The organism is Kaistia hirudinis, assembly GCF_014196455.1.
Lineage (GTDB): Bacteria > Pseudomonadota > Alphaproteobacteria > Rhizobiales > Kaistiaceae > Kaistia > Kaistia hirudinis.
Window position 1 is genome coordinate 998,656 of record NZ_JACIDS010000002.1, and the last position, 18,315, is coordinate 1,016,970.

The window sequence follows — 18,315 nt, forward strand, 5'->3', positions numbered from 1 at the left end:
GGCCGGCCCGGCGCTCGACCTGAGCGCGTCGGGCACGCGGGGCTATTGAGGGGCGCCAACCGAACCGATCCGCGCGCCGCGGGGATCAGGCCGCGACGCGCTCGCTGGCCGGGCGGCGACGGAGGCCCGGCTGCGTCACCGCCGGGGGACGGTAGGCCGCCTCGTTCAGCCCGACATCGGTTCCCGGCGGGACGATCTGGTCGATCCGGTCCATGAGGTCGTCGGTGAGGCGCGTTTCGGCTCCGGCGAGCAGGTCGTCGAGATGGGCCATGGTGCGCGGGCCGAGGAGGGCCGACGTCACGCCCGGATGCGCCATGACGAAGGCCATCGCCATGTAGGTGAGCGACATCCCGGCTTCGGCCGCCAGCGGAATGAGCTGCTCGACCGCGTCGAGGCTGCGCTCATCCGACATCTGCCGACTGAACACCCGGGCGCGCGTGCCGCCCTCGGGCAGCGGCTGGCCCTTGCGGTAGCGGCCCGTGAGCATGCCCTTCGACAGCGGGCTCCACACCACGACGCCCATGCCGTAGCGCTGGCAGGTCGGCAGCATGTCGCCCTCGATGCCGCGATCGAGGATCGAATAGGGCGGCTGTTCGGTGCGGAAGCGCGCCAGCCCGCGCCGCTCCGCCACCCATTGCGCCTCGACGATCTCGGAGACCGGGAAGGTCGAGGATCCGATGGCGCGCACCTTGCCCGCCCGCATGAGATCGGTGAGGGTCGACAAGGTCTCCTCGATGTCGGTATCCGGCATCGGCCGATGGATCTGGTAGAGATCGATATGGTCGGTCTGCAGGCGGCGGAGCGAATCCTCGACCGCCTGCACGATCCAGCGCCGCGAGGCGCCTTGCCGGTTGGGATCCTCGCCCATCGGACCCGAGAATTTGGTCGCCAGCACGATGCTGTCGCGCCGTCCCTTCAGGGCCTTGCCGACGATTTCCTCGGATTCGCCGGCACTGTAGCGGTCGGCTGTGTCGATGAAGTTGATGCCGAAATCGAGCGCCTTGTGGATGATGCGGATGCAGTCGTCGTGATCGGCGTTGGCAATCCCTCCGAACATCATGGCACCGAGGGCATAGGGGCTGACCTTGATGCCGGTCTTGCCGAGCGTGCGGTAGTTCATGGCGGCCTCCTTGGATGGGCTGGACGGGTTCGGCGGCGGATCACCACGGGATCGTCGCGTTCTCCCACATGGTGAAGGTGCCGCTCGGACCGTCCGGGCCGAGCAGGGCGACGCGCACCACCTCGCGGGAGCCGTCCTCGAGCGATTCCGTGCCCTCGAAATTGTTGAGGTTCGTGCTGGTGAAGCCCGGGGAGACGAGGTTCACCTTGATGCCGCTCCCTTCCAGCTCGATCATCATGCCGAGCGTCACGGCGTTGAGCGCGGCCTTGGAGGCGCCATAACCGGGGTTGAAGACCGAGCGGTAGGGGAAGGACGGGTCGGCGTTGAGGGTGAGCGAGCCGGCGCCGCTGGAGACATTGACGATGCGGGCGTCCGAGGAGAGGCGCAGCAGCGGCAGCATCGCCTGGTAGACGGCGAGGACCCCGAAGACATTGGTTTCCCAGACGGCGCGGATCTCGTCGAGCGAGGCGATGCTGGCACCGCTGGTCTTGATGTAGTCCGCCATCGTGAAGCCGCTCTCCCGCGTGTTCGAGATGGCGGCATTGTTGACCAGCAGGTCGAGGCGCCCGAACTCGGTGCGGATGCGCGCCGTGGCGGCGGCGATCGAGGCCGGATCGGTCACATCGATCTGGATCGCGATGGCGCCGTCGCCGATCTCTCGGGCGGCGGCCTCGCCGCGCTCGAGATTGCGCGATCCCATCAGGACGGTGACGCCATGGGCCACCAACTCCTTCGAAAGCTGGAATCCGATGCCCTGATTGGCCCCGGTGACGAGGGCGATGCGTTTGTGCGACATAGGGGTGTCCTGTAGGGGAAAGAGTGGTCAACGCAGCCGTATCGGGCTATTCTCACGAAACGGAACGTCATTCCGATTAAATACGGAACATTGTTCCGTTTAGCAAGAGAAGATTTGGGTTATGAGTCAGGAGTCGGCCGAACCGGGCGATGACGCTTTTCGCCAGGCCGAGAAGGGCAAGCCCGCGCGCGCCGACGCGCAGCGGAATCTGGGTGCGTTGCTGGATGCGGCCCTGGCGGTCTTTGCAGCGTCCGGCGTCGATGCGCCCGTCAGGGAGATCGCGGCCAAGGCCGGGGTCGGTGTCGGCACGCTCTACCGCCACTTTCCGCAGCGCGCCGATCTGGTCGGCGCCGTCTTCCGCCGCGAGGTCGATGCCTGTGCGGACGCCGCGCCGGCCCTCGCCGCCGAATACGCGCCCGGGGAGGCGCTCGCGCGGTGGATGCAGCGCTATGCCGCGTTCATCGCGACCAAGCGCGGCCTCGCCGGCGCGCTGCATTCGGGCGATCCGTCCTACAGCTGTCTGCCGGACTATTTCCAGGCGCGGCTCGTGCCGGCGCTGCGCCAGCTGTTGGACGCAGCGATCGCGGCAGGCGAAATCCGCGCCGATGTCGAGGCCGATGAACTTCTGAACGCGGCCGCGCGCCTCGGCATGCAGGCGCGCGAAGATCGGCCCGGCCATGCCGAGCGCATGGTCGCGCTGCTCGTCGACGGGCTGCGCTACGGCGCGGCGTCCGCTATTCCTCGCCCCTGATCCACCACACGCGCCGGCCGGCCTTGTCGTCCTCGCCGAGGATCGGCACGAGGCCGGTCAGCATCTCGTCCAGCGTGCGGTCCAGCTCATAGGGCGGGTTGCACAGGACGAGGCCGGTGCCGTTGAAGCTCTCCGGCGTCGCACGGTCGCGCACCCACAGCTCCGCGGCGAGCAGGCGCTGGATGCCGCTCTCCGCCAGGGTCTGCCAGAGCCGCTTGACGGCGACGAGATCCTTGACCGGATACCAGAGCGCATAGACGCCCGTCGGCCAGCGCCGATAGGCCTTGATGAAGCCGTCGGCCAGCGTCGCGAACTCGTCCGCCTGCTCATAGGGCGGATCGACCAGCACCAGTCCGCGACGCTCCTTGGGCGGCACGAAGGAGCCGAGCGCCAGCCAGCCGTCGAGCTCGATCGCCTTGACCTGGATGTCGCCGGCGAAGCGGGCGGCGAGCGTGCGATAGTCGTCCGGGTGCAGCTCCACCGCCGTCAGCCGGTCGACCGGGCGCATCAGCGCGCGCGCGATCATCGGCGATCCCGGATAATGCTTGAGCCGTCCGCCCGGATTGGCGGCCCGCACCGCGGCGAGATAGGGCGTCAGCGCGGCGGCGAGCTTCTTCGCCATCGGCCGGGGCGCAAGATCCGGCCCGACGAGGCGGCCGATGCCGCGCTCCCATTCCCCCGTCTTGGCGGCGAGCGGGCCGGCCAGGTCGTAGAGCCCGATCCCCGCATGGGTATCGATGATGCGGAAGGGCTTGTCCTTGGCCTTCAGCCGCTCGATGACGAGCGTGAGGCTCGCATGCTTGACGACATCGGCGAAGTTCCCGGCGTGATAGGCGTGGCGATAGTTCATGCCCGCCTTCTACCGCCGATCGGCGAACAAGTGGAGCGCGGATCGCCGCCCGGCCAGGCGGCGGAAACCTTTTGTTCGCTCCCTGATGCAATTTGAGGTTTACCCGGCCGCGCACTTGCGGCAGTTAGCGCAGCGGGCAGGGCAGACTCGACAGGAGACAAAGGGGCGCTGGAAGGCGCGCAGGGGAGGTTCGTGCCGCAATGGCGCTCGACTTCACGACGCTCTACTTCGTTGTCCTGCTGAACTCGCTGCTGATGGCGATCGTCTGGGTCGTCGTCTACCGCTCCTATGAGCAGCTGAGCGCCGCCGGAATCTGGGCGCTCGCATGCATCACGGCAGTGGTGAGCGGCGTGACGCTCGCCTCCGCCTCGTTCATGGACGACATGCTGCCGATCTTCCTCGGCAACCTTCTCGTCGTGTTCGCCTTCTCGCTGTTCTGGGCCGGCATCCGCCGTTTCGAGGGCCGTCCCGTCCCCTGGGCCTGGATCGCGGCGCTCGTCCTGGTCACCGCCCTCATCCTGATCCCGCTGACCTTCGTCGATCCCGACTACAGCATGCGCAACGTCGTCTATGCCGTCGCGCAGTCGATCCCGCTCGTCGCCTCGATTCTCGACCTGCACCGCACGAGCGGGCGGCGCGTCGGCCGGCGGATCGCCATGGGCGCCATGGGCCTCGCCATCGCCGCCCATGGCATGGAGACGATCGGCAACGGCATGACGCTGCTCGGCATCACCAGCCGCGCCTTCTATGCCACCCTCGAGCCGAGCGCGGTGCTGGTGGTGGTCTTCTCGGGCGTGCTTTGGAATTTCGGTCTGGTGCTGATGGTGGTCGATCGCCTCTATGCGCGGCTCGAGCACAAGGCGCTGCATGACGAGCTGACCGGCCTGCCCAATCGCCGTGCGCTGGCCGAGCGCATCACGGACGAGATCGCGGCCGCCAACGCGACCCGCCGCCCGCTCGCGCTCCTCGTCGTCGATCTCGATGCGCTCAAGGAGCTCAACGACCGCCACGGCCATGGCGCGGGCGACGCCGGCCTCGTGCATGTCGCGCGCACCGTGCGGGCGCGGCTGCGGCCTGGCGACATGATCGCCCGCACGGGCGGCGACGAATTCTGCGTCGTCCTGCCCGGCACGAGCGCGGAGCAGGCCGGCGCCATGGCCGCCGCGCTGGTCGGCGCCGTGCAGACCGCGCCGCTCGCCCATGACGGCAAGGCGATCACGCTGACGCTCTCGATCGGCGGAGCGGAGTGGCAGCGCGGGCAGAACGGCGATGCGCTCACCGCCGCCGCGGATGCCGCGCTCTACGCCGCCAAGACCGCCGGCCGCAACCGCTATGCCGTGGCGGGGCTGCCGGATGCGAAGGAGATCGCCTTCCGCACCGCGCCCGCCGATCTCCGCGCCTGAGCGCGGCCGACGGCCGGAAGCCGTGGACGCGGCGCCCTCGCGCCTTCCCGCGGCGCGCCTTCTGCGCCATGCTCCTTGCCCCAAGCCTTCGGCCGCACCGCGGCCCACGCCATCGCAGGAGACCCCGACATGACCGACGCCGCCCGCCACGCCGACCCGCTCACCTTCGGCAGCGGCCCGCGCCTCTTCGAGATCTTCCTCGAGCCGACCTGCCCCTTCTCCTGCCGCGCCTATGGCAAGGTCGATGCGCTGCTGGCCGCCGCCGGCGTGGACAAGATCACGGTCAAGCTGCGCTTCGTCTCGCAGCCCTGGCACATGCTCTCAGGCCTGCTGGTCCGCTGCATCCTCGCCGCCTCGATGCTGCCGGGCGGCAAGGACACGGCGCGCAAGGTGCTGGACGCCATCGCCGCGCATCGCGAGGAATTCGAGTTCGACCACCATTTCGGCGGCCCCAATCTCGACGCCACCCCGCGCCAGATCATCGACCGCCTCATTGCTTATAGCGGCGTTCCGCTCTGGGACGCCTATGAGGCGCGCGAGCTCGAAAAAGAGATCAAGTGGCACGCCAAATACTCCCGCCAGAACGGCATCCACGTCTCCCCGACCTTCATGGTCGACGGGCTGGTGCAGGCCGATCTCGGCAGCGGGGATGATGTGGCGAAGTGGGCGGAGCGGTTGTTGGGGTGAGGAGGGGGGATGTGTCGTCCATTCTACTGACCCATCCGGGAGGGATCATGCATCGCGACCATCACCCACTGAATCCGCAGCTTTTATATTGCGCTCAGTCTAGGCGATGCGTCCCAGTGCGATATTTTCAAGATTAATTAGAAGATCGAAGTGAGTACGGTTAGGCAAGGGCGCGGTGCAGAAGTAGCGATTGCCGCTATGCGGGTGCCCTAGACGCCTGACTATGGAAAAATCAGTTTTGAATTGAATTCCATGAGTCGTGACGTATTCCGGGTCTGCTGAGAATGCAATCGCATGAACGCCGAGGGGCACATAAGTCTCGTATGTCTGATAAAGTGCGCCGCCAATTGCCTGTCCCATACTGACTAATATACCCAGCGATCTGCTGATGTCCTCGTCGAAGTCTACAATAAGATTGCTGTCGTATAGATTCCTTGGAGATTTTTTCGGGTAGCGGAACGCAAAATTCTCGACGAGCCATCTTTCAAATTCCATGGCCACGGCCATCGATCCGGCGGTCTCATATGTGTCAACAATGAAACCGTCAGGATATAGTCCCAGCGACTTGATGTTAATGGGCGTCGAGCCGTCTACCAGTACCCGACCACCTGTCAATATTATAGAATTCGGAGTCTCCGGGTTCGGGGAGGGTGGGGATTGGAACTCATAGTGGTCGACGATGGCCTTCGCCAAAGCAGGAGCGTAAAACCCGCCCCATGGCTGGATCTCATCTGGGGGATATATCCGAGTGACACGAGACGTCTCTATATTGACAAGTTTCATTCGCCCGGACCTTGCATATATGGCATCTGGGGAAAGCCTTCCGGCAAATCTTGTCTAGAGAAATCTAGTTCGTTGGCAGAAATTCGCGCTGGTGGTCCACTTTCTTCGGAAAGAAATTCGTTAATCGCTTGGCGATGCCAAGAGCTGTTGGCCAGTTGCGTGGAGGGTGTGGGTCGGTGAGTATAAGCAATAGGCATCGAATTTAACGACAAAGCCGATGATCGAGTAGATTGGCCTGAATGAATAACATCCAGATGGTGCCGAAGCGTCTCAAAAAGGGTATCGGACACCGTTTGCGTCACTTGGCTCTGCCATCTAGTTACCCATTCAAGTGCTCGCTCGTTCCGAATTGACGCAAGATCAAAACTCTCGGTTTCTGCCGCCTCACGAGAAACATCGGCCATCTCCTTAAGCCATTTGCTCCAGCCGACAAAACTTACAAATAGGGGCACGTCCAGCGCCGAGGCGATCTCAAAAAGCGTAGCCAAGGTGATCTTGCCATAGTCTGGATCCTCCAGGCGTGAAATCACGCTCTGGCGAGTGCCCATTTTCTCGGCGAGTTCGGCTTGTGTCCACTTGCGAGGACTCTGCTCGCGCAGGGCGCGAATTTGAGTGGCAATCCACGAGCGAACATGATCCGCTGCAAATGCGGTCCGAAAGTCCTTGTCATCGAGCAAAGCAAGGAAATCGTCATCCCAACTTGAAAGGGTGCGGGCGCTCTCTTGTGCTATCGGATTCGACAATGAGCTTTCGCTGCTTGGCCTGGTTGGGAGCATCGGGGGGGACGAACCTGTCATTTTTTTCGGTCGCCGGGTAAAGCATAGTGAATGCGCTATTGGGTCGATGGGTACTCAGAATCCGCCGTTGGACATTATCGGCCTTAAAGCGAATCTCTAGCAGGCCCTTGAATGACTTTAGCGGCTTGACGTGTTTGATATTCCAGTCGGTTTGGCTCGCTTGGGACATGACCCGCAGTCGAGAAATGAACACGCCCTGCACTGCTTTCGTCTGGGCGCCATACCATTCCTCAATCACGTCAGTCCTCTTGTCCTCCTTGAGGAAGCACATAATCATACACGGCATGTTCGGTCGTATCTCAATTTTGCGATATGGGTAACAAGGTGCGAAATGCAAGGCGCAACCTGCGCCTAACCGACTGCGTCTATAACGTGCATCAACGGCGAACCCACATCAATGGCTGAAATACGGAAAAGGGCCATTCTGGATTCGTTGCAACGTTCTGTCCCCCAGGCGTGGGGCACTAAGACTGTTCTCTGGAGATGAACTTGCCAGCCTTCGGTGCAGCCTGGCTCGTTCGTGGGTAGACGTTATGAGCTTGAACCTAGAACTCGCATCACACAGAGGTGCGAGGGCACGTCGGCTTTCAAACTGCAGGGTGACGCGCCGGTGTTGCTCGACGACACCGCGCGGTGTCGTTCCCTCCCTCGACACCCCTGCCGCATCGCGCCATAACACCTCTCGCACCACCAGCGAGCCCCACGCCCGATGAACCAGCACGTTCCCCTTCGTATCGGCCATTCGGCCTGTCCGCATGATTGTCCGTCCACCTGCGCGCTCGATGTCGAGGTGCTCGACGGGAAGCGGATCGGGCGGGTTCGGGGGGCGAAGGACAATGACTATACGGCCGGCGTCATCTGCGCCAAGGTCGCGCGCTATGCCGAGCGGATTCATAATCCGAACCGCTTGACGCAACCCCTTCGCCGCAAAGGCGAAAAGGGCGGTGGCGAATGGGCGCCGATCGGCTGGGAGGAGGCGCTCGACGAGATCGCGGAGGCCTTCATCAAGGCCGAGGCGCGACTCGGCGCCGAGACGGTCTGGCCCTATTATTATGCCGGCACCATGGGCCTCGTGCAGCGCGATGGCATCAATCGCCTCCGGCATGAGAAGCGCTATTCCGGCTTCTATGGCACGATCTGCGTCAACATGGCCTGGACGGGCTATATCGCCGGGGCCGGTCGGATCGCGGGCGCCGATCCGCGCGAGATGGTGAAGGCCGATTGCGTCGTGCTCTGGGGCACCAATGCAGTGGCGACGCAGGTCAACGCCATGACGCATGCGATCCGCGCGCGCAAGGAGCGCGGCGCGAAGATCGTTGCAATCGACATCTACCAGAACGAGACCATGAAGCAGGCCGATCTTGCGCTCTGCCTCAAGCCCGGCACGGATGGCGCGCTCGCCTGCGCGCTGATGCACATCCTCTTCCGCGACGGCCATGCCGACCGCGCCTATCTCGCGCGCTACACCGACGCGCCGGCGGAGCTGGAGGCGCATCTTCGCGCGAAAACGCCGGAATGGGCGGCCGCGATCACCGGGCTCTCGGTCGCCGAGATCGAGGCATTCGCGAAGCTGATCGGCACGACGAAGCGGACCTTCTTCCGCATCGGCTATGGCTTCTCGCGCCAGAGGAACGGCGCGGTGGCGATGCATGCCGTGCTCTCGATCCCCGCCGTGCTCGGGTCATGGCAATATGAGGGCGGCGGCGCGTTCCATTCGAACAGCGGCATCTTCAAGCTCGACGCGTCGGTGATCGAGGGCGAGGATTTGATCGACCGCTCCGTGCGCCAGCTCGACCAGTCGCGCACCGCCGACGTGCTGACCAATGACTCGGATGCGCTGAAGGGCGGGCCGCCGGTCACCGCCATGATCATCCAGAACACCAATCCGGTCTCGATCTGCCCGGACCAGACCAAGGTCAAGGCCGGCTTCGCGCGCGAGGACCTCTTCGTCGCAGTGCACGAGCAGATCATGACCGATACGGCGAAGATGGCCGATATCGTGCTGCCGGCGACCATGTTCCTGGAGCATGACGACATCTACAAGGGCGGCGGCCACCAATACATCATCTTCGGCGGCAAGCAGGTCGAGCCGCCGGAAGGCTGTCGCACCAACCATCAGGTGATCACCGGCCTCGCCACCCGCCTCGGCCTCACCCATCCCGGCTTCTTCATGAGCGAGCGCGAACTGATCGACGATCTGCTGCGCCGGTCCAATCGCGGCACGCTGGAGGAGCTCGAAGAGAAGCGCTGGCTCGATTGCCAGACGCCGTTCGAACGCGCCCATTTCCTCGACGGCTTCGGCCATCCGGACGGCAAGTATCATTTCCGCGTCGACTGGACGAAGGTCCGCACCGAGAATTACGGCACGGTCGGTCCGTTCGCGGCGATGCCGGACCTGCCCGACCATTGGGAGGCGATCGAGGCGGCCGATGCGCGCCATCCCTTCCGACTCGCCACCTCGCCGTCGCGCTCCTTCCTGAATTCCTCCTTCAACGAGACGCCGGGATCGATCGCCAAGGAGGGGCGGCCCGAGGTGATGATCCATCCCGACGATGCGGCGGCGCTCGGTATCGCCAATGGCGGCCTGCTGGCGATGGGCAATGAGCGCGGCACCGTGCGGCTGCATGCGCGCTTCTTCGACGGGCTTAAGCGCGGCGTCGTGATCTCCGAAGGCATCTGGGCGAACAGCGCCTTCGAGGATGGCAATGGAATCAATACGTTGACGGGCGCCGACCCGGTCGCGCCCTTCGGCGGCGCGGCGGTGCACGACACCAAGGTCTGGCTGCGGCCAATCGCGAGCTAAGGCATTGAAATGACGTCGAGATTATCCGGCCAAACCGCTCTCGTCACCGGCGCTTCGCGCGGCATCGGCCGGGCGATCGCGCTGCGCCTCGCCCGCGAAGGCGCCCATGTCGGCATTCATTATGCCAGGAACGCCGATGCGGCTGCGGCGCTGGCTGAAGAAATCGCGAGCTTTGCGGCACGGCCGTTTCTCGTCGGCGCCGATCTTGCCGAGGTTTCGGCAGCCCAATCGATTCTGGCGCAGGTCGAGGACAAGATCGGCGAGGGTGCCGTTCTCGATATTCTCGTCAATAATGCCGGCCATCAGCTTCCCGAGGGGCCTGAGGCCGATGCGGAGACGTTCGATGCGCTGGTCGCGGTCAATCTCCGCGCGCCGTTTCTCCTGACGCAGACGCTGGCGCCGAAACTCAACGACGGCGGGCGGATCGTCAACATCTCCTCGGGCCTGTCGCGGAAAGCGTTGCCGGATGCGATGCTCTACGGCATGACCAAAGCCGGTCTCAACCACCTAACCCGTTCATTCGCAAAGGAATTCGGCCCGCGCGGAATCACGGTCAACGCCGTGCTGCCGGGTATCATCCGCACGGATATGAGCGCCTGGGTGAACCGGCCGGAAGGCGCGGCGATCGCGGCGTCGCGCTCGGTGTTCAACCGGGTCGGTGAAACCGGCGATGTCGCTGATATCGTTGCGTTTCTCGTCTCGGACGATGCGCGCTGGGTGACCGGCGAGTGCATCGACGCGAGCGGCGGCCAGTTCCTGGTCTGATCAGCCCTCGAATGCGGGCGCGGTGATCAGGTCCTGAAGGTCCAGCGGCAGCTCGCTGGCATAGGCGATCCGCTCGCCCTCGACCCAGACGAGATCGCCCGCGACCAGCGCCAGCGCCAGCGGATAGATCTCGTGCTCGGCGCTAAGTACCCGTTTTGCAAGGGTTTCCGGCGTATCGTCAAAGGCGATCGGCACGGCAGCCTGGGCGATGATCGGTCCCGAATCCATCTCCGCGCGCACGAAGTGCACCGTGCAGCCGGCGAGCCGCATGCCCGCCTCGATCGCCCGCTCATGCGTATGAAGACCGGGGAAAAGCGGCAGCAGCGATGGGTGGATGTTGATCATCCGGTTGCGCCAGGCCTCGACGAAGGGAGGCGTCAGCAGCCGCATGAAGCCGGCGAGGCACACGATCTCGACCCCGGCCTCGCGCAGCCGTGCATCGACCGCGGCATCGAAGCTCGCGCGGTCGGCATAGGCCTTGTGGTCGACGACGGCCGTCGCGAGGCCTGCGTCTTCGGCGACCTTGAGGCCGCCGGCGTCGGCGCGGTTCGATAGGACGAGAGCGATTTCGGCAGGAAAATCAGCATCTTCAGCCGCATCGATCAGCGCCGACATGTTGCTGCCGCGCCCCGAGATCAGGATGCCGACCTTGCGCTTCACAGCGAGAGCGTCCCGGAGAAGACGACGCCTTCGCTCGTCCGCGGTACCAGCGAACCGAGTCGCATCACGCGCTCGCCCTCCACCTGGAGGCTGGCCGCGACCGAGTCCGCCGCCTCGGCGGCGACGACCACGATCATGCCGACACCGCAATTGAAGGTGCGCAGCATCTCGCGCGTCTCGACCCCGCCGGTCCGGGCGAGCCAGCCGAAGACCGGCGGCACGACGACCGCGTCGAGATCGATGGCCGCGGCGAGTTCATCGGGCAGAACGCGCGGGATATTGTCGATGAAGCCGCCGCCCGTGATGTGAGCCATCGCCTTGACGGCATTGGTCTTTCGGATCGCGGCGAGCATCGGCTTCACATAGATCCGCGTCGGCTCCAGCAGCGCACGGCCGAGCGTCGCCTCGGGAGCGAACGGGGCAGGCGCGGCGTAGTCGACGCCCGCGAGTTCCACGATCTTCCGCACCAGCGAGAAGCCGTTCGAATGGACGCCGGAAGAGGCGAGGCCGAGCAGCACGTCGCCGGCCGCGATGTCGGCGCGCGGCAGCAGGCCGGAGCGCTCGACCGCGCCGACGGCGAAGCCCGCGAGGTCATAGTCGCCGTCGCCATAAAGGCCGGGCATTTCGGCCGTCTCGCCGCCGATCAGCGCGGCGCCGGCGATGCGGCAACCTTCGGCGATGCCGGCGACCACGGCCGTCGCCGCGTCCACGTCGAGCTTGCCCGTCGCGAAATAGTCGAGGAAAAACAAGGGCTCGGCGCCCTGCACCACAAGATCGTTGACGCACATGGCGACGAGGTCGATGCCGACCGTGTCGTGAATGCCGCTGTCGATCGCGACCTTGAGCTTGGTGCCGACGCCATCATTTGCCGCGACGAGCAGTGGATCGGAATAGCCAGCGGCCTTCAGATCGAACAGCCCGCCGAACCCGCCGATCTCCGCGTCCGCACCCGGCCGGCGCGTCGCCTTGACGAGGGGCTTGATGCGGTCGACGAGCCGGTTGCCGGCATCGATGTCCACGCCGGCATCGGCATAGCGGAGGGCGTTCGGCGCGCGCGTCCTGTCGTTCATCGGCTCGTCCCGGTTTCGATGCCGAGGGAGGATCATGCCAGCGGCGCGGCGTCAACCGCAAATCGAGCATTGGCGCCCCGCCGGCCCCGATATTCGTCGGCTTGACCCGGCTCGCGCACTCGCCCTATCTGGATGACGAGCCTGAACGGCCTCGCCGATCGTAACCCCTGGGGCAGCCGCGCCGTGACCTTGCAGCGACAGATCGGTTTCTGGCTCGTGACCCTCGCGGTCTTCCTGATCTTTCTGTTCATGTTCCGCACCGTGCTGCTGCCGTTCATCGCGGGCATGGCGACGGCCTATGCGCTCGATCCCGTGGCTGACTGGCTGGAGCGGCTCGGCCTCAGCCGCCTTGCGGCCTCGCTCGTCATTCTCGTCGTGTTCGTGGTCCTGCTCGTGCTGCTGTTCGTCGTGCTGGTGCCGATCCTTGCGAACCAACTCGTCGCCTTCATCGAGAAGATCCCGACCTATGCGCAGCAGCTGCAGCAGTTCTTCACCTCGTTCCTGAACACGCGCTTCGGCCAGCTTTTCAGCATCGACGAGGCGCAGCTGAAAGCCTCGATGGGCCAGCTCATGAGCCAGGCGGCGAGCTGGCTGACCACGCTGATGCAGCAGATCTGGAGCGGCGGTGCGGCGCTGATCGACGTCGTCTCGCTCCTGGTGGTGACGCCGGTCGTCGCCTTCTATCTGCTGGTCGACTGGGACCGAATGATCGCGCGTATCGATAGCTGGCTGCCGCGCGACCATGTCGAGACGATCCGCATGATTGCCCGGGATATCGACACAGCGGTGGCCGGCTTCGTGCGCGGCCAGGGCCTGCTCTGCGTGATCCTCGGCGCGTTCTATGGCTTCGCCCTCGCCATTCTCGGCCTCAATTTCGGCCTGCTGATCGGCTTCGGCGCCGGCATGCTGAGCTTCATTCCCTATGTCGGCTCGACGGTGGGCTTCGTCGTCGCGGTCGGCGTGGCGCTGGTGCAGTTCTGGCCGGACTGGATCTGGGTTGCGGTAACGGTGGCGATCTTCGTCACCGGCCAGTTCTTCGAGGGCAACATTCTCCAGCCGCGCCTTGTGGGGCGCTCCGTCGGCCTGCATCCGGTCTGGCTGATGTTCGGCTTGTTCGCGTTCGGCGTCCTGTTCGGCTTCATCGGCCTGCTGATCGCCGTTCCGGCAACGGCGGCGATCGCGGTGCTGATGCGCTTTGCGCTCGCCCGCTACCTCACAAGCCCCATCTATCGCGGTGTCGGCACCATAGACGACGATGAATAGCTCCGAAGCGGGCGGGGAGGGCGACGAGGAGACCGGAGTGTCCCCGTCGCAAGGCGGCAGCGTCCGCCAGCTCGCCCTCAGCCTGCCGCATAACCCCCAGATGACGCGGGCCGATTTCCTGATCGGCACGGCGAACGAGAACGCGGCTGCCCTGATCGACCGCTTCCCGGATTGGCAGAGCCGAATCGTGCTGCTCGTCGGCCCCGCCGGGTCCGGCAAGACGCATCTGGGGCATATCTGGAGCGAGGCGGCCGGCGCGGCGCAGATCGCGGCGCGTGACCTTCGGGAACAGGACGTCGAGCCGCTGCTCGCCGGCGGGCGGCTGCTCGTCGAGGATGTCGATCGCGGCGTCATCGACGAGCCGGCGATGTTCCACCTGATCAACCGGGCGCGCGAGCGCGGCGCGCATCTGCTGCTGACGAGCCGCCAGCCGCCGGCGGCGATGGCGCTGGCCCTGCCGGATCTCATCTCGCGCCTTCGCGCCGCGCTGCTGGTGGAACTGCTGCCGCCCGACGACGCGCTGCTCGAGCGCGTCCTGGTCAAGCTGTTCGCCGACCGCCAGCTCCGCGTCGATCCGGCGCTCGCGACCTATATCGTGCGCCGCATCGAACGCTCGCTGGAGGCGGCCAACCATGTCGTGGCCGCGCTCGACGAGGCCGCGCTCGCCGCCGGTCGGCCGGTCACGCGCCAGCTTGCGGCGGAGGTGCTCGACCGCGACTTCGGCAACGAGCCCGAACTGCCTTTCTGAGCGATCGTGAGACGGCTTTGCCGAGCCATGACGAAATCGTCATATTGGCGCGGTATAGCAGGCGCGTACCGAGGGGAAGGACACGATGGACCAGACCAATCCGGATGCCCAGGCGGCCCTCGAGGCCCTGAGCGCCACGCAGGCCGACGCTGAGCGCTTGCGGCACAGCCCCGAGCGCTTCGTCAATCGCGAGCTCTCCTGGCTTCAGTTCAACCGACGCGTCCTCGAGGAATCGGGCAATCCGAACCATCCGCTGCTCGAGCGGCTGCGTTTCCTGTCGATTTCCGCGAACAATCTCGACGAGTTCTTCATGGTCCGCGTCGCGGGCCTGCGCGGGCAGCAGCTCGAAGGCGTCGGGCCGAACAGCGATGACGGCCTGACCCCGAGCGAACAGCTGATGCGCATTGGCGAGGCGGTCTCGATCCTGGCGAGCGACCAGCAGCAGCGCTGGGTCCAGCTTCGCGCCGAGCTGGCCTCGGTCGGAATCATGGCCGTCGATGTCAGCGAGCTGACCGACGCCGACAAGTCCTATCTCGAGGCCTATTTCCTCGATTCGGTGTTTCCGATCCTGACGCCGCTCGCCATCGACCCGGCGCACCCGTTCCCGTTCATTCCGAATCTCGGCTTCTCGCTCGCGCTGCAGCTCGTGCGGCCGGCGACGGGCGCGCGCATGACGGCGCTGATGCGCATCCCGATGACGATCGACCGCTTCATCCGCCTTCCGGACTCGGCGCCGGGCGTCGATCGTTTCATCAGCCTCGAGCAGCTCGTGTCGCTGTTCACCGGGCGGCTGTTCCCCGGCTATGTCGTCGAAGGGCAGGGCGCCTTCCGCGTCATCCGCGATTCCGAGCTCGAGGTCGAGGAAGAGGCGGAGGATCTCGTCCGCTTCTTCGAGACGGCCATCAAGCGCCGGCGCCGCGGGTCTGTGATCCGCCTGGAGATCGAGGCCGCGACGCCCGAATCGCTTCGCAACTTCGTGGCTGGCGCGCTCGCCGTGCTGCCGGACGAGATCTTCCTCGTCGAAGGCATGCTGGCGCTCAACGACCTTTCGCAACTGGTGGGGATTGATCGGCCGAACCTCAAGTTCCCGCCGTATCAGGCCCGATTTCCCGAACGCATAAGGGAGCATGGCGGCGACTGTTTCGCCGCGATCCGCCAGAAGGACCTGATCGTCCACCATCCCTACGAATCGTTCGACGTCGTGGTGCAGTATCTGCGCCAGGCCGCGCTCGACCCCGATGTCGTCGCGATCAAGCAGACGCTCTACCGCACCTCGAAGAACTCGCCGATCGTGCAGGCGCTGGCCGAGGCCGCCGAGGCCGGCAAGTCCGTCACGGCGCTGGTCGAACTCAAGGCCCGCTTCGACGAAGAGGCGAACATCAAGTGGGCGCGCGATCTGGAACGCGCCGGCGTGCAGGTCGTCTATGGCTTCATCGAGCTCAAGACGCACGCCAAGCTCTCGCTGGTCGTGCGTCGCGAGGGTGGGGCGCTCCGGAGTTATGTGCATATCGGGACGGGCAATTATCACCCGATCACCGCCCGCATCTACACGGACCTGTCCTTTTTCTCCGACGATCCGGTCATCGCCCGCGATGTCGCGCGGATCTTCAACTACATCACCGGCTATGCCGAGCCGGTCGAGATGGAAGCGCTCTCCACCTCGCCGCATTTCCTGCGCAAGCGCATTCTCGACCTGATCTATGCCGAGATCGAGCATGTGAAGGCCGGGCGGCCGGGCGCGATCTGGATGAAGATGAACTCGCTCGTCGATCCGCAGATCATCGACGCGCTCTATGACGCGAGCCGGGCCGGCGTCGAGATCGATCTTATCGTGCGCGGCATATGCTGCCTGCGGCCCGGCGTTCCCGGACTTTCCGACCGGATCCGCGCCAAGTCGATCGTCGGCCGCTTCCTGGAGCACGCACGGATCCTGTGCTTCGGCAACGGCCACGGCTTGCCCTCGCCGGAAGCGATTGTCTATATCGGTTCAGCAGACATGATGCCTCGCAATCTGGATCGCCGCGTGGAGGCGATGATCCCGATGCAGAACGCGACGGTGCACGAGCAGGTGCTGGACCAGATCATGGTCGCCAATCTGAAGGACAACCAGCAGAGCTGGGAGATTCTTTCGGACGGCACCTCGCGGCGCATCCACCCGAAGAAGGGCGAGCAGCCCTTCAACGCCCATCAGTATTTCATGACCAACCCGAGTCTCTCCGGACGTGGAAAATCGCTCAAGACCAGCTCGCCGCGCTCGATCGGGAACCGTGCCAAGCACTGAGCGCGCAGCCCCTGTGACGGCGACCGGCGAGTTCGCCCCCGGTCGTCTCGATGGCAACGGCCCCATCGCGATCATCGATGTCGGTTCGAACTCGGTTCGCCTCGTCGTATACGAGCGGCTGAGCCGCTCGCCGATGCCGTTGTTCAACGAGAAGGAACTGGCGGGTCTCGGCCGCGGCATCGCCGCGACTGGGCGGCTGAACGACGATGCGGTCGCGGCCTCGCTCGCGGCGGTCCGCCGTTTCATGGGCCTGTGCGAGCAGATGGGCGTCAAGTCGCTGCATGTGCTGGCGACGGCGGCCTCGCGCGAGGCCTCGAACGGGCCCGCCTTCCTCGCCGAGATCGAGCGGATCACCGGCGTCGAGGTTTCGCTGCTGTCGGGCCGTGAAGAGGCGCGCCTCTCGGCGATGGGCGTTCTCTCCGGCATCCACAATCCGAACGGCATCGCCGGCGACCTCGGTGGCGGCAGCCTCGAGGTGGTCGATGTCAGGGGCAACGAGATCGGCGACGGCGAGACTTTCCCGCTCGGCGGCCTGCGGCTCGAGGAAAGTTCCGAAAAGACGCTGAAGAAGGCCGAGAAGATCGCCGCGGAGGCGCTGTCCTCCTCCAAGGTGCTGCCGACCGGCGCCGGCCGGCCCTTCTATGCGATCGGCGGCACCTGGCGCTCGCTGGCGCGGCTGCATATGCGCCAGAAGGCCTATCCGCTGCACATCATGCATGAATATGCGATGCCGGCGGACGAGGCGCTGGAGTTCTGCCGCATGGTTGCGCGGCGCGACGCCGATTCGCTCGATTCGATCGAGGCGGTGTCGAAGAATCGCCGTGTCCTGCTGCCCTATGGCGCCGTGGTGCTGGAGCAGGTGATCCGTGCCATGCGGCCTTCGCAGATCATCATCTCGGCGCTCGGCGTGCGCGAGGGGCTGCTGTACGACCTGCTTGATCCGGCCGAACGGGCGAGCGATCCGCTGATTTCCGCTTCGTCCGAGCTCGCCTTGCTGCGCTCCCGCTCGCCGGGACACGCCAACGAGCTCGGCCCGTGGACGGCCGAGGCCATGGCGGCGCTCGGTCTGGACGAGACGGAAGAGGAGGCGCGGCTGCGCATCGCCGCCTGCCTTCTGGCGGATATCGGCTGGCGCGGTCATCCGGATTATCGCGGCGAGCAGAGCCTGAACCTGATCGCCCATGGCGCCTTCGTCGGCATCGACCATCCCGGCCGGGCCTATCTGGCGCTCGCGAACTACTATCGGCACGAGGGTCTCGTCGACGAGCATCTCTCCTCGCGCATCCGGGAACTCGCATCGACGCGGCTGATGGAACGGGCGCGGGCGCTCGGCGCCGCTTTGCGCGTCGCCTATCTCGTCTCGGGCGCCATGGCCGGGGTGATCCCGCGGACGCGGATCGAGGCGCGCGGCGACCAGCTCGCGCTGGTGCTGCCGCCGGATCGGGAGATGCTCGCCGGCAGCCGTCTCGGCCGCCGGATCGCGCAGCTCGCCAAGATCGCCGGCATGCGGCCGGCAATCATCATCGAATAGCGTCGCT

Annotated in this window: 16 protein-coding genes; 9 read left to right on the forward strand and 7 right to left on the reverse strand. The window is 65.5% G+C overall.

The annotated features are described in order from the left end of the window. Positions 1-85: 85 nt before the first annotated feature. Positions 86-1,120: an aldo/keto reductase gene (locus GGR25_RS09840; protein ID WP_183398546.1), complete on the reverse strand. Its 1,035-nt coding sequence runs from the start codon at positions 1,118-1,120 to the stop codon at positions 86-88. Positions 1,121-1,160: 40 nt separating this feature from the next. Further along, complete coding sequence (locus GGR25_RS09845; protein WP_183398547.1) at positions 1,161-1,916, reverse strand: SDR family NAD(P)-dependent oxidoreductase; 756 nt, start codon at positions 1,914-1,916, stop codon at positions 1,161-1,163. A 121-nt stretch (positions 1,917-2,037) separates the two neighbouring features. On the opposite strand from GGR25_RS09845, the gene GGR25_RS09850 reads away from it, so the two are divergent. Further along, positions 2,038-2,667, forward strand: coding sequence for a TetR/AcrR family transcriptional regulator (locus GGR25_RS09850; RefSeq protein ID WP_183398548.1), 630 nt, complete (start codon positions 2,038-2,040; stop codon positions 2,665-2,667). On the opposite strand, the gene GGR25_RS09855 is transcribed toward GGR25_RS09850, so the two are convergent. Then, positions 2,651-3,517, reverse strand: coding sequence for a 23S rRNA (adenine(2030)-N(6))-methyltransferase RlmJ (locus GGR25_RS09855; protein ID WP_183398549.1), 867 nt, complete (start codon positions 3,515-3,517; stop codon positions 2,651-2,653). The genes GGR25_RS09850 and GGR25_RS09855 overlap by 17 nt on opposite strands. A 200-nt stretch (positions 3,518-3,717) precedes the next feature. On the opposite strand from GGR25_RS09855, the gene GGR25_RS09860 reads away from it, so the two are divergent. Together GGR25_RS09860 and GGR25_RS09865 are read left to right on the forward strand one after the other, a co-directional pair. After that, on the forward strand, positions 3,718-4,920 hold the full coding sequence (locus GGR25_RS09860) for a GGDEF domain-containing protein (RefSeq protein WP_183398550.1): 1,203 nt from the start codon (positions 3,718-3,720) through the stop codon (positions 4,918-4,920). A 129-nt stretch (positions 4,921-5,049) separates the two neighbouring features. Beyond that, positions 5,050-5,607: a DsbA family protein gene (locus tag GGR25_RS09865; protein WP_183398551.1), complete on the forward strand. Its 558-nt coding sequence runs from the start codon at positions 5,050-5,052 to the stop codon at positions 5,605-5,607. 99 nt (positions 5,608-5,706) lie between these two features. Here the strand turns inward: GGR25_RS09865 and GGR25_RS24570 are convergent, their stop codons facing one another. Beyond that, positions 5,707-6,114: a hypothetical protein gene (locus tag GGR25_RS24570; protein ID WP_210299866.1), complete on the reverse strand. Its 408-nt coding sequence runs from the start codon at positions 6,112-6,114 to the stop codon at positions 5,707-5,709. A gap of 272 nt (positions 6,115-6,386) precedes the next feature. After that, the gene (locus GGR25_RS09875) at positions 6,387-7,133 is read right to left on the reverse strand and encodes a helix-turn-helix domain-containing protein (protein ID WP_183398553.1); all 747 of its coding nucleotides are present in this window, start codon (positions 7,131-7,133) and stop codon (positions 6,387-6,389) included. 763 nt (positions 7,134-7,896) lie between these two features. Here GGR25_RS09875 and GGR25_RS09880 point away from each other — a divergent pair. Both GGR25_RS09880 and GGR25_RS09885 read left to right on the forward strand, forming a co-directional pair. Beyond that, complete coding sequence (locus GGR25_RS09880) at positions 7,897-9,990, forward strand: molybdopterin-containing oxidoreductase family protein (protein WP_183398554.1); 2,094 nt, start codon at positions 7,897-7,899, stop codon at positions 9,988-9,990. 9 nt (positions 9,991-9,999) lie between these two features. Then, entirely contained in the window at positions 10,000-10,755 is a 756-nt protein-coding gene (locus GGR25_RS09885; RefSeq protein WP_183398555.1) for an SDR family NAD(P)-dependent oxidoreductase, read from the forward strand. On the opposite strand, the gene purN is transcribed toward GGR25_RS09885, so the two are convergent. Then, positions 10,756-11,415, reverse strand: coding sequence for a phosphoribosylglycinamide formyltransferase (gene purN, locus GGR25_RS09890; protein ID WP_343068006.1), 660 nt, complete (start codon positions 11,413-11,415; stop codon positions 10,756-10,758). Next, entirely contained in the window at positions 11,412-12,485 is a 1,074-nt protein-coding gene (gene purM / locus GGR25_RS09895) for a phosphoribosylformylglycinamidine cyclo-ligase (RefSeq protein ID WP_183398556.1), read from the reverse strand. Before purM ends, purN begins: the two co-directional genes overlap by 4 nt. 132 nt (positions 12,486-12,617) lie before the next feature. Between purM and GGR25_RS09900 the strand changes: the two genes are divergently transcribed. The 4 genes from GGR25_RS09900 to ppx all read left to right on the forward strand — a co-directional run bounded on the left by GGR25_RS09900 (position 12,618) and on the right by ppx (position 18,308). Further along, positions 12,618-13,748 (forward strand): AI-2E family transporter, encoded by a 1,131-nt coding sequence (locus GGR25_RS09900; RefSeq protein ID WP_183398557.1) that lies wholly within the window; start codon positions 12,618-12,620, stop codon positions 13,746-13,748. 37 nt (positions 13,749-13,785) lie between these two features. Next, positions 13,786-14,496 (forward strand): P-loop NTPase family protein, encoded by a 711-nt coding sequence (locus GGR25_RS09905; protein ID WP_343068007.1) that lies wholly within the window; start codon positions 13,786-13,788, stop codon positions 14,494-14,496. Between the two features lie 85 nt (positions 14,497-14,581). Continuing rightward, positions 14,582-16,777: an RNA degradosome polyphosphate kinase gene (locus tag GGR25_RS09910; RefSeq protein WP_183398559.1), complete on the forward strand. Its 2,196-nt coding sequence runs from the start codon at positions 14,582-14,584 to the stop codon at positions 16,775-16,777. Continuing rightward, positions 16,764-18,308, forward strand: a complete 1,545-nt coding sequence (ppx, locus tag GGR25_RS09915) for an exopolyphosphatase (RefSeq protein WP_380146343.1) — start codon at positions 16,764-16,766, stop codon at positions 18,306-18,308. Before GGR25_RS09910 ends, ppx begins: the two co-directional genes overlap by 14 nt. The last annotated feature ends 7 nt before the right edge of the window (positions 18,309-18,315 follow it).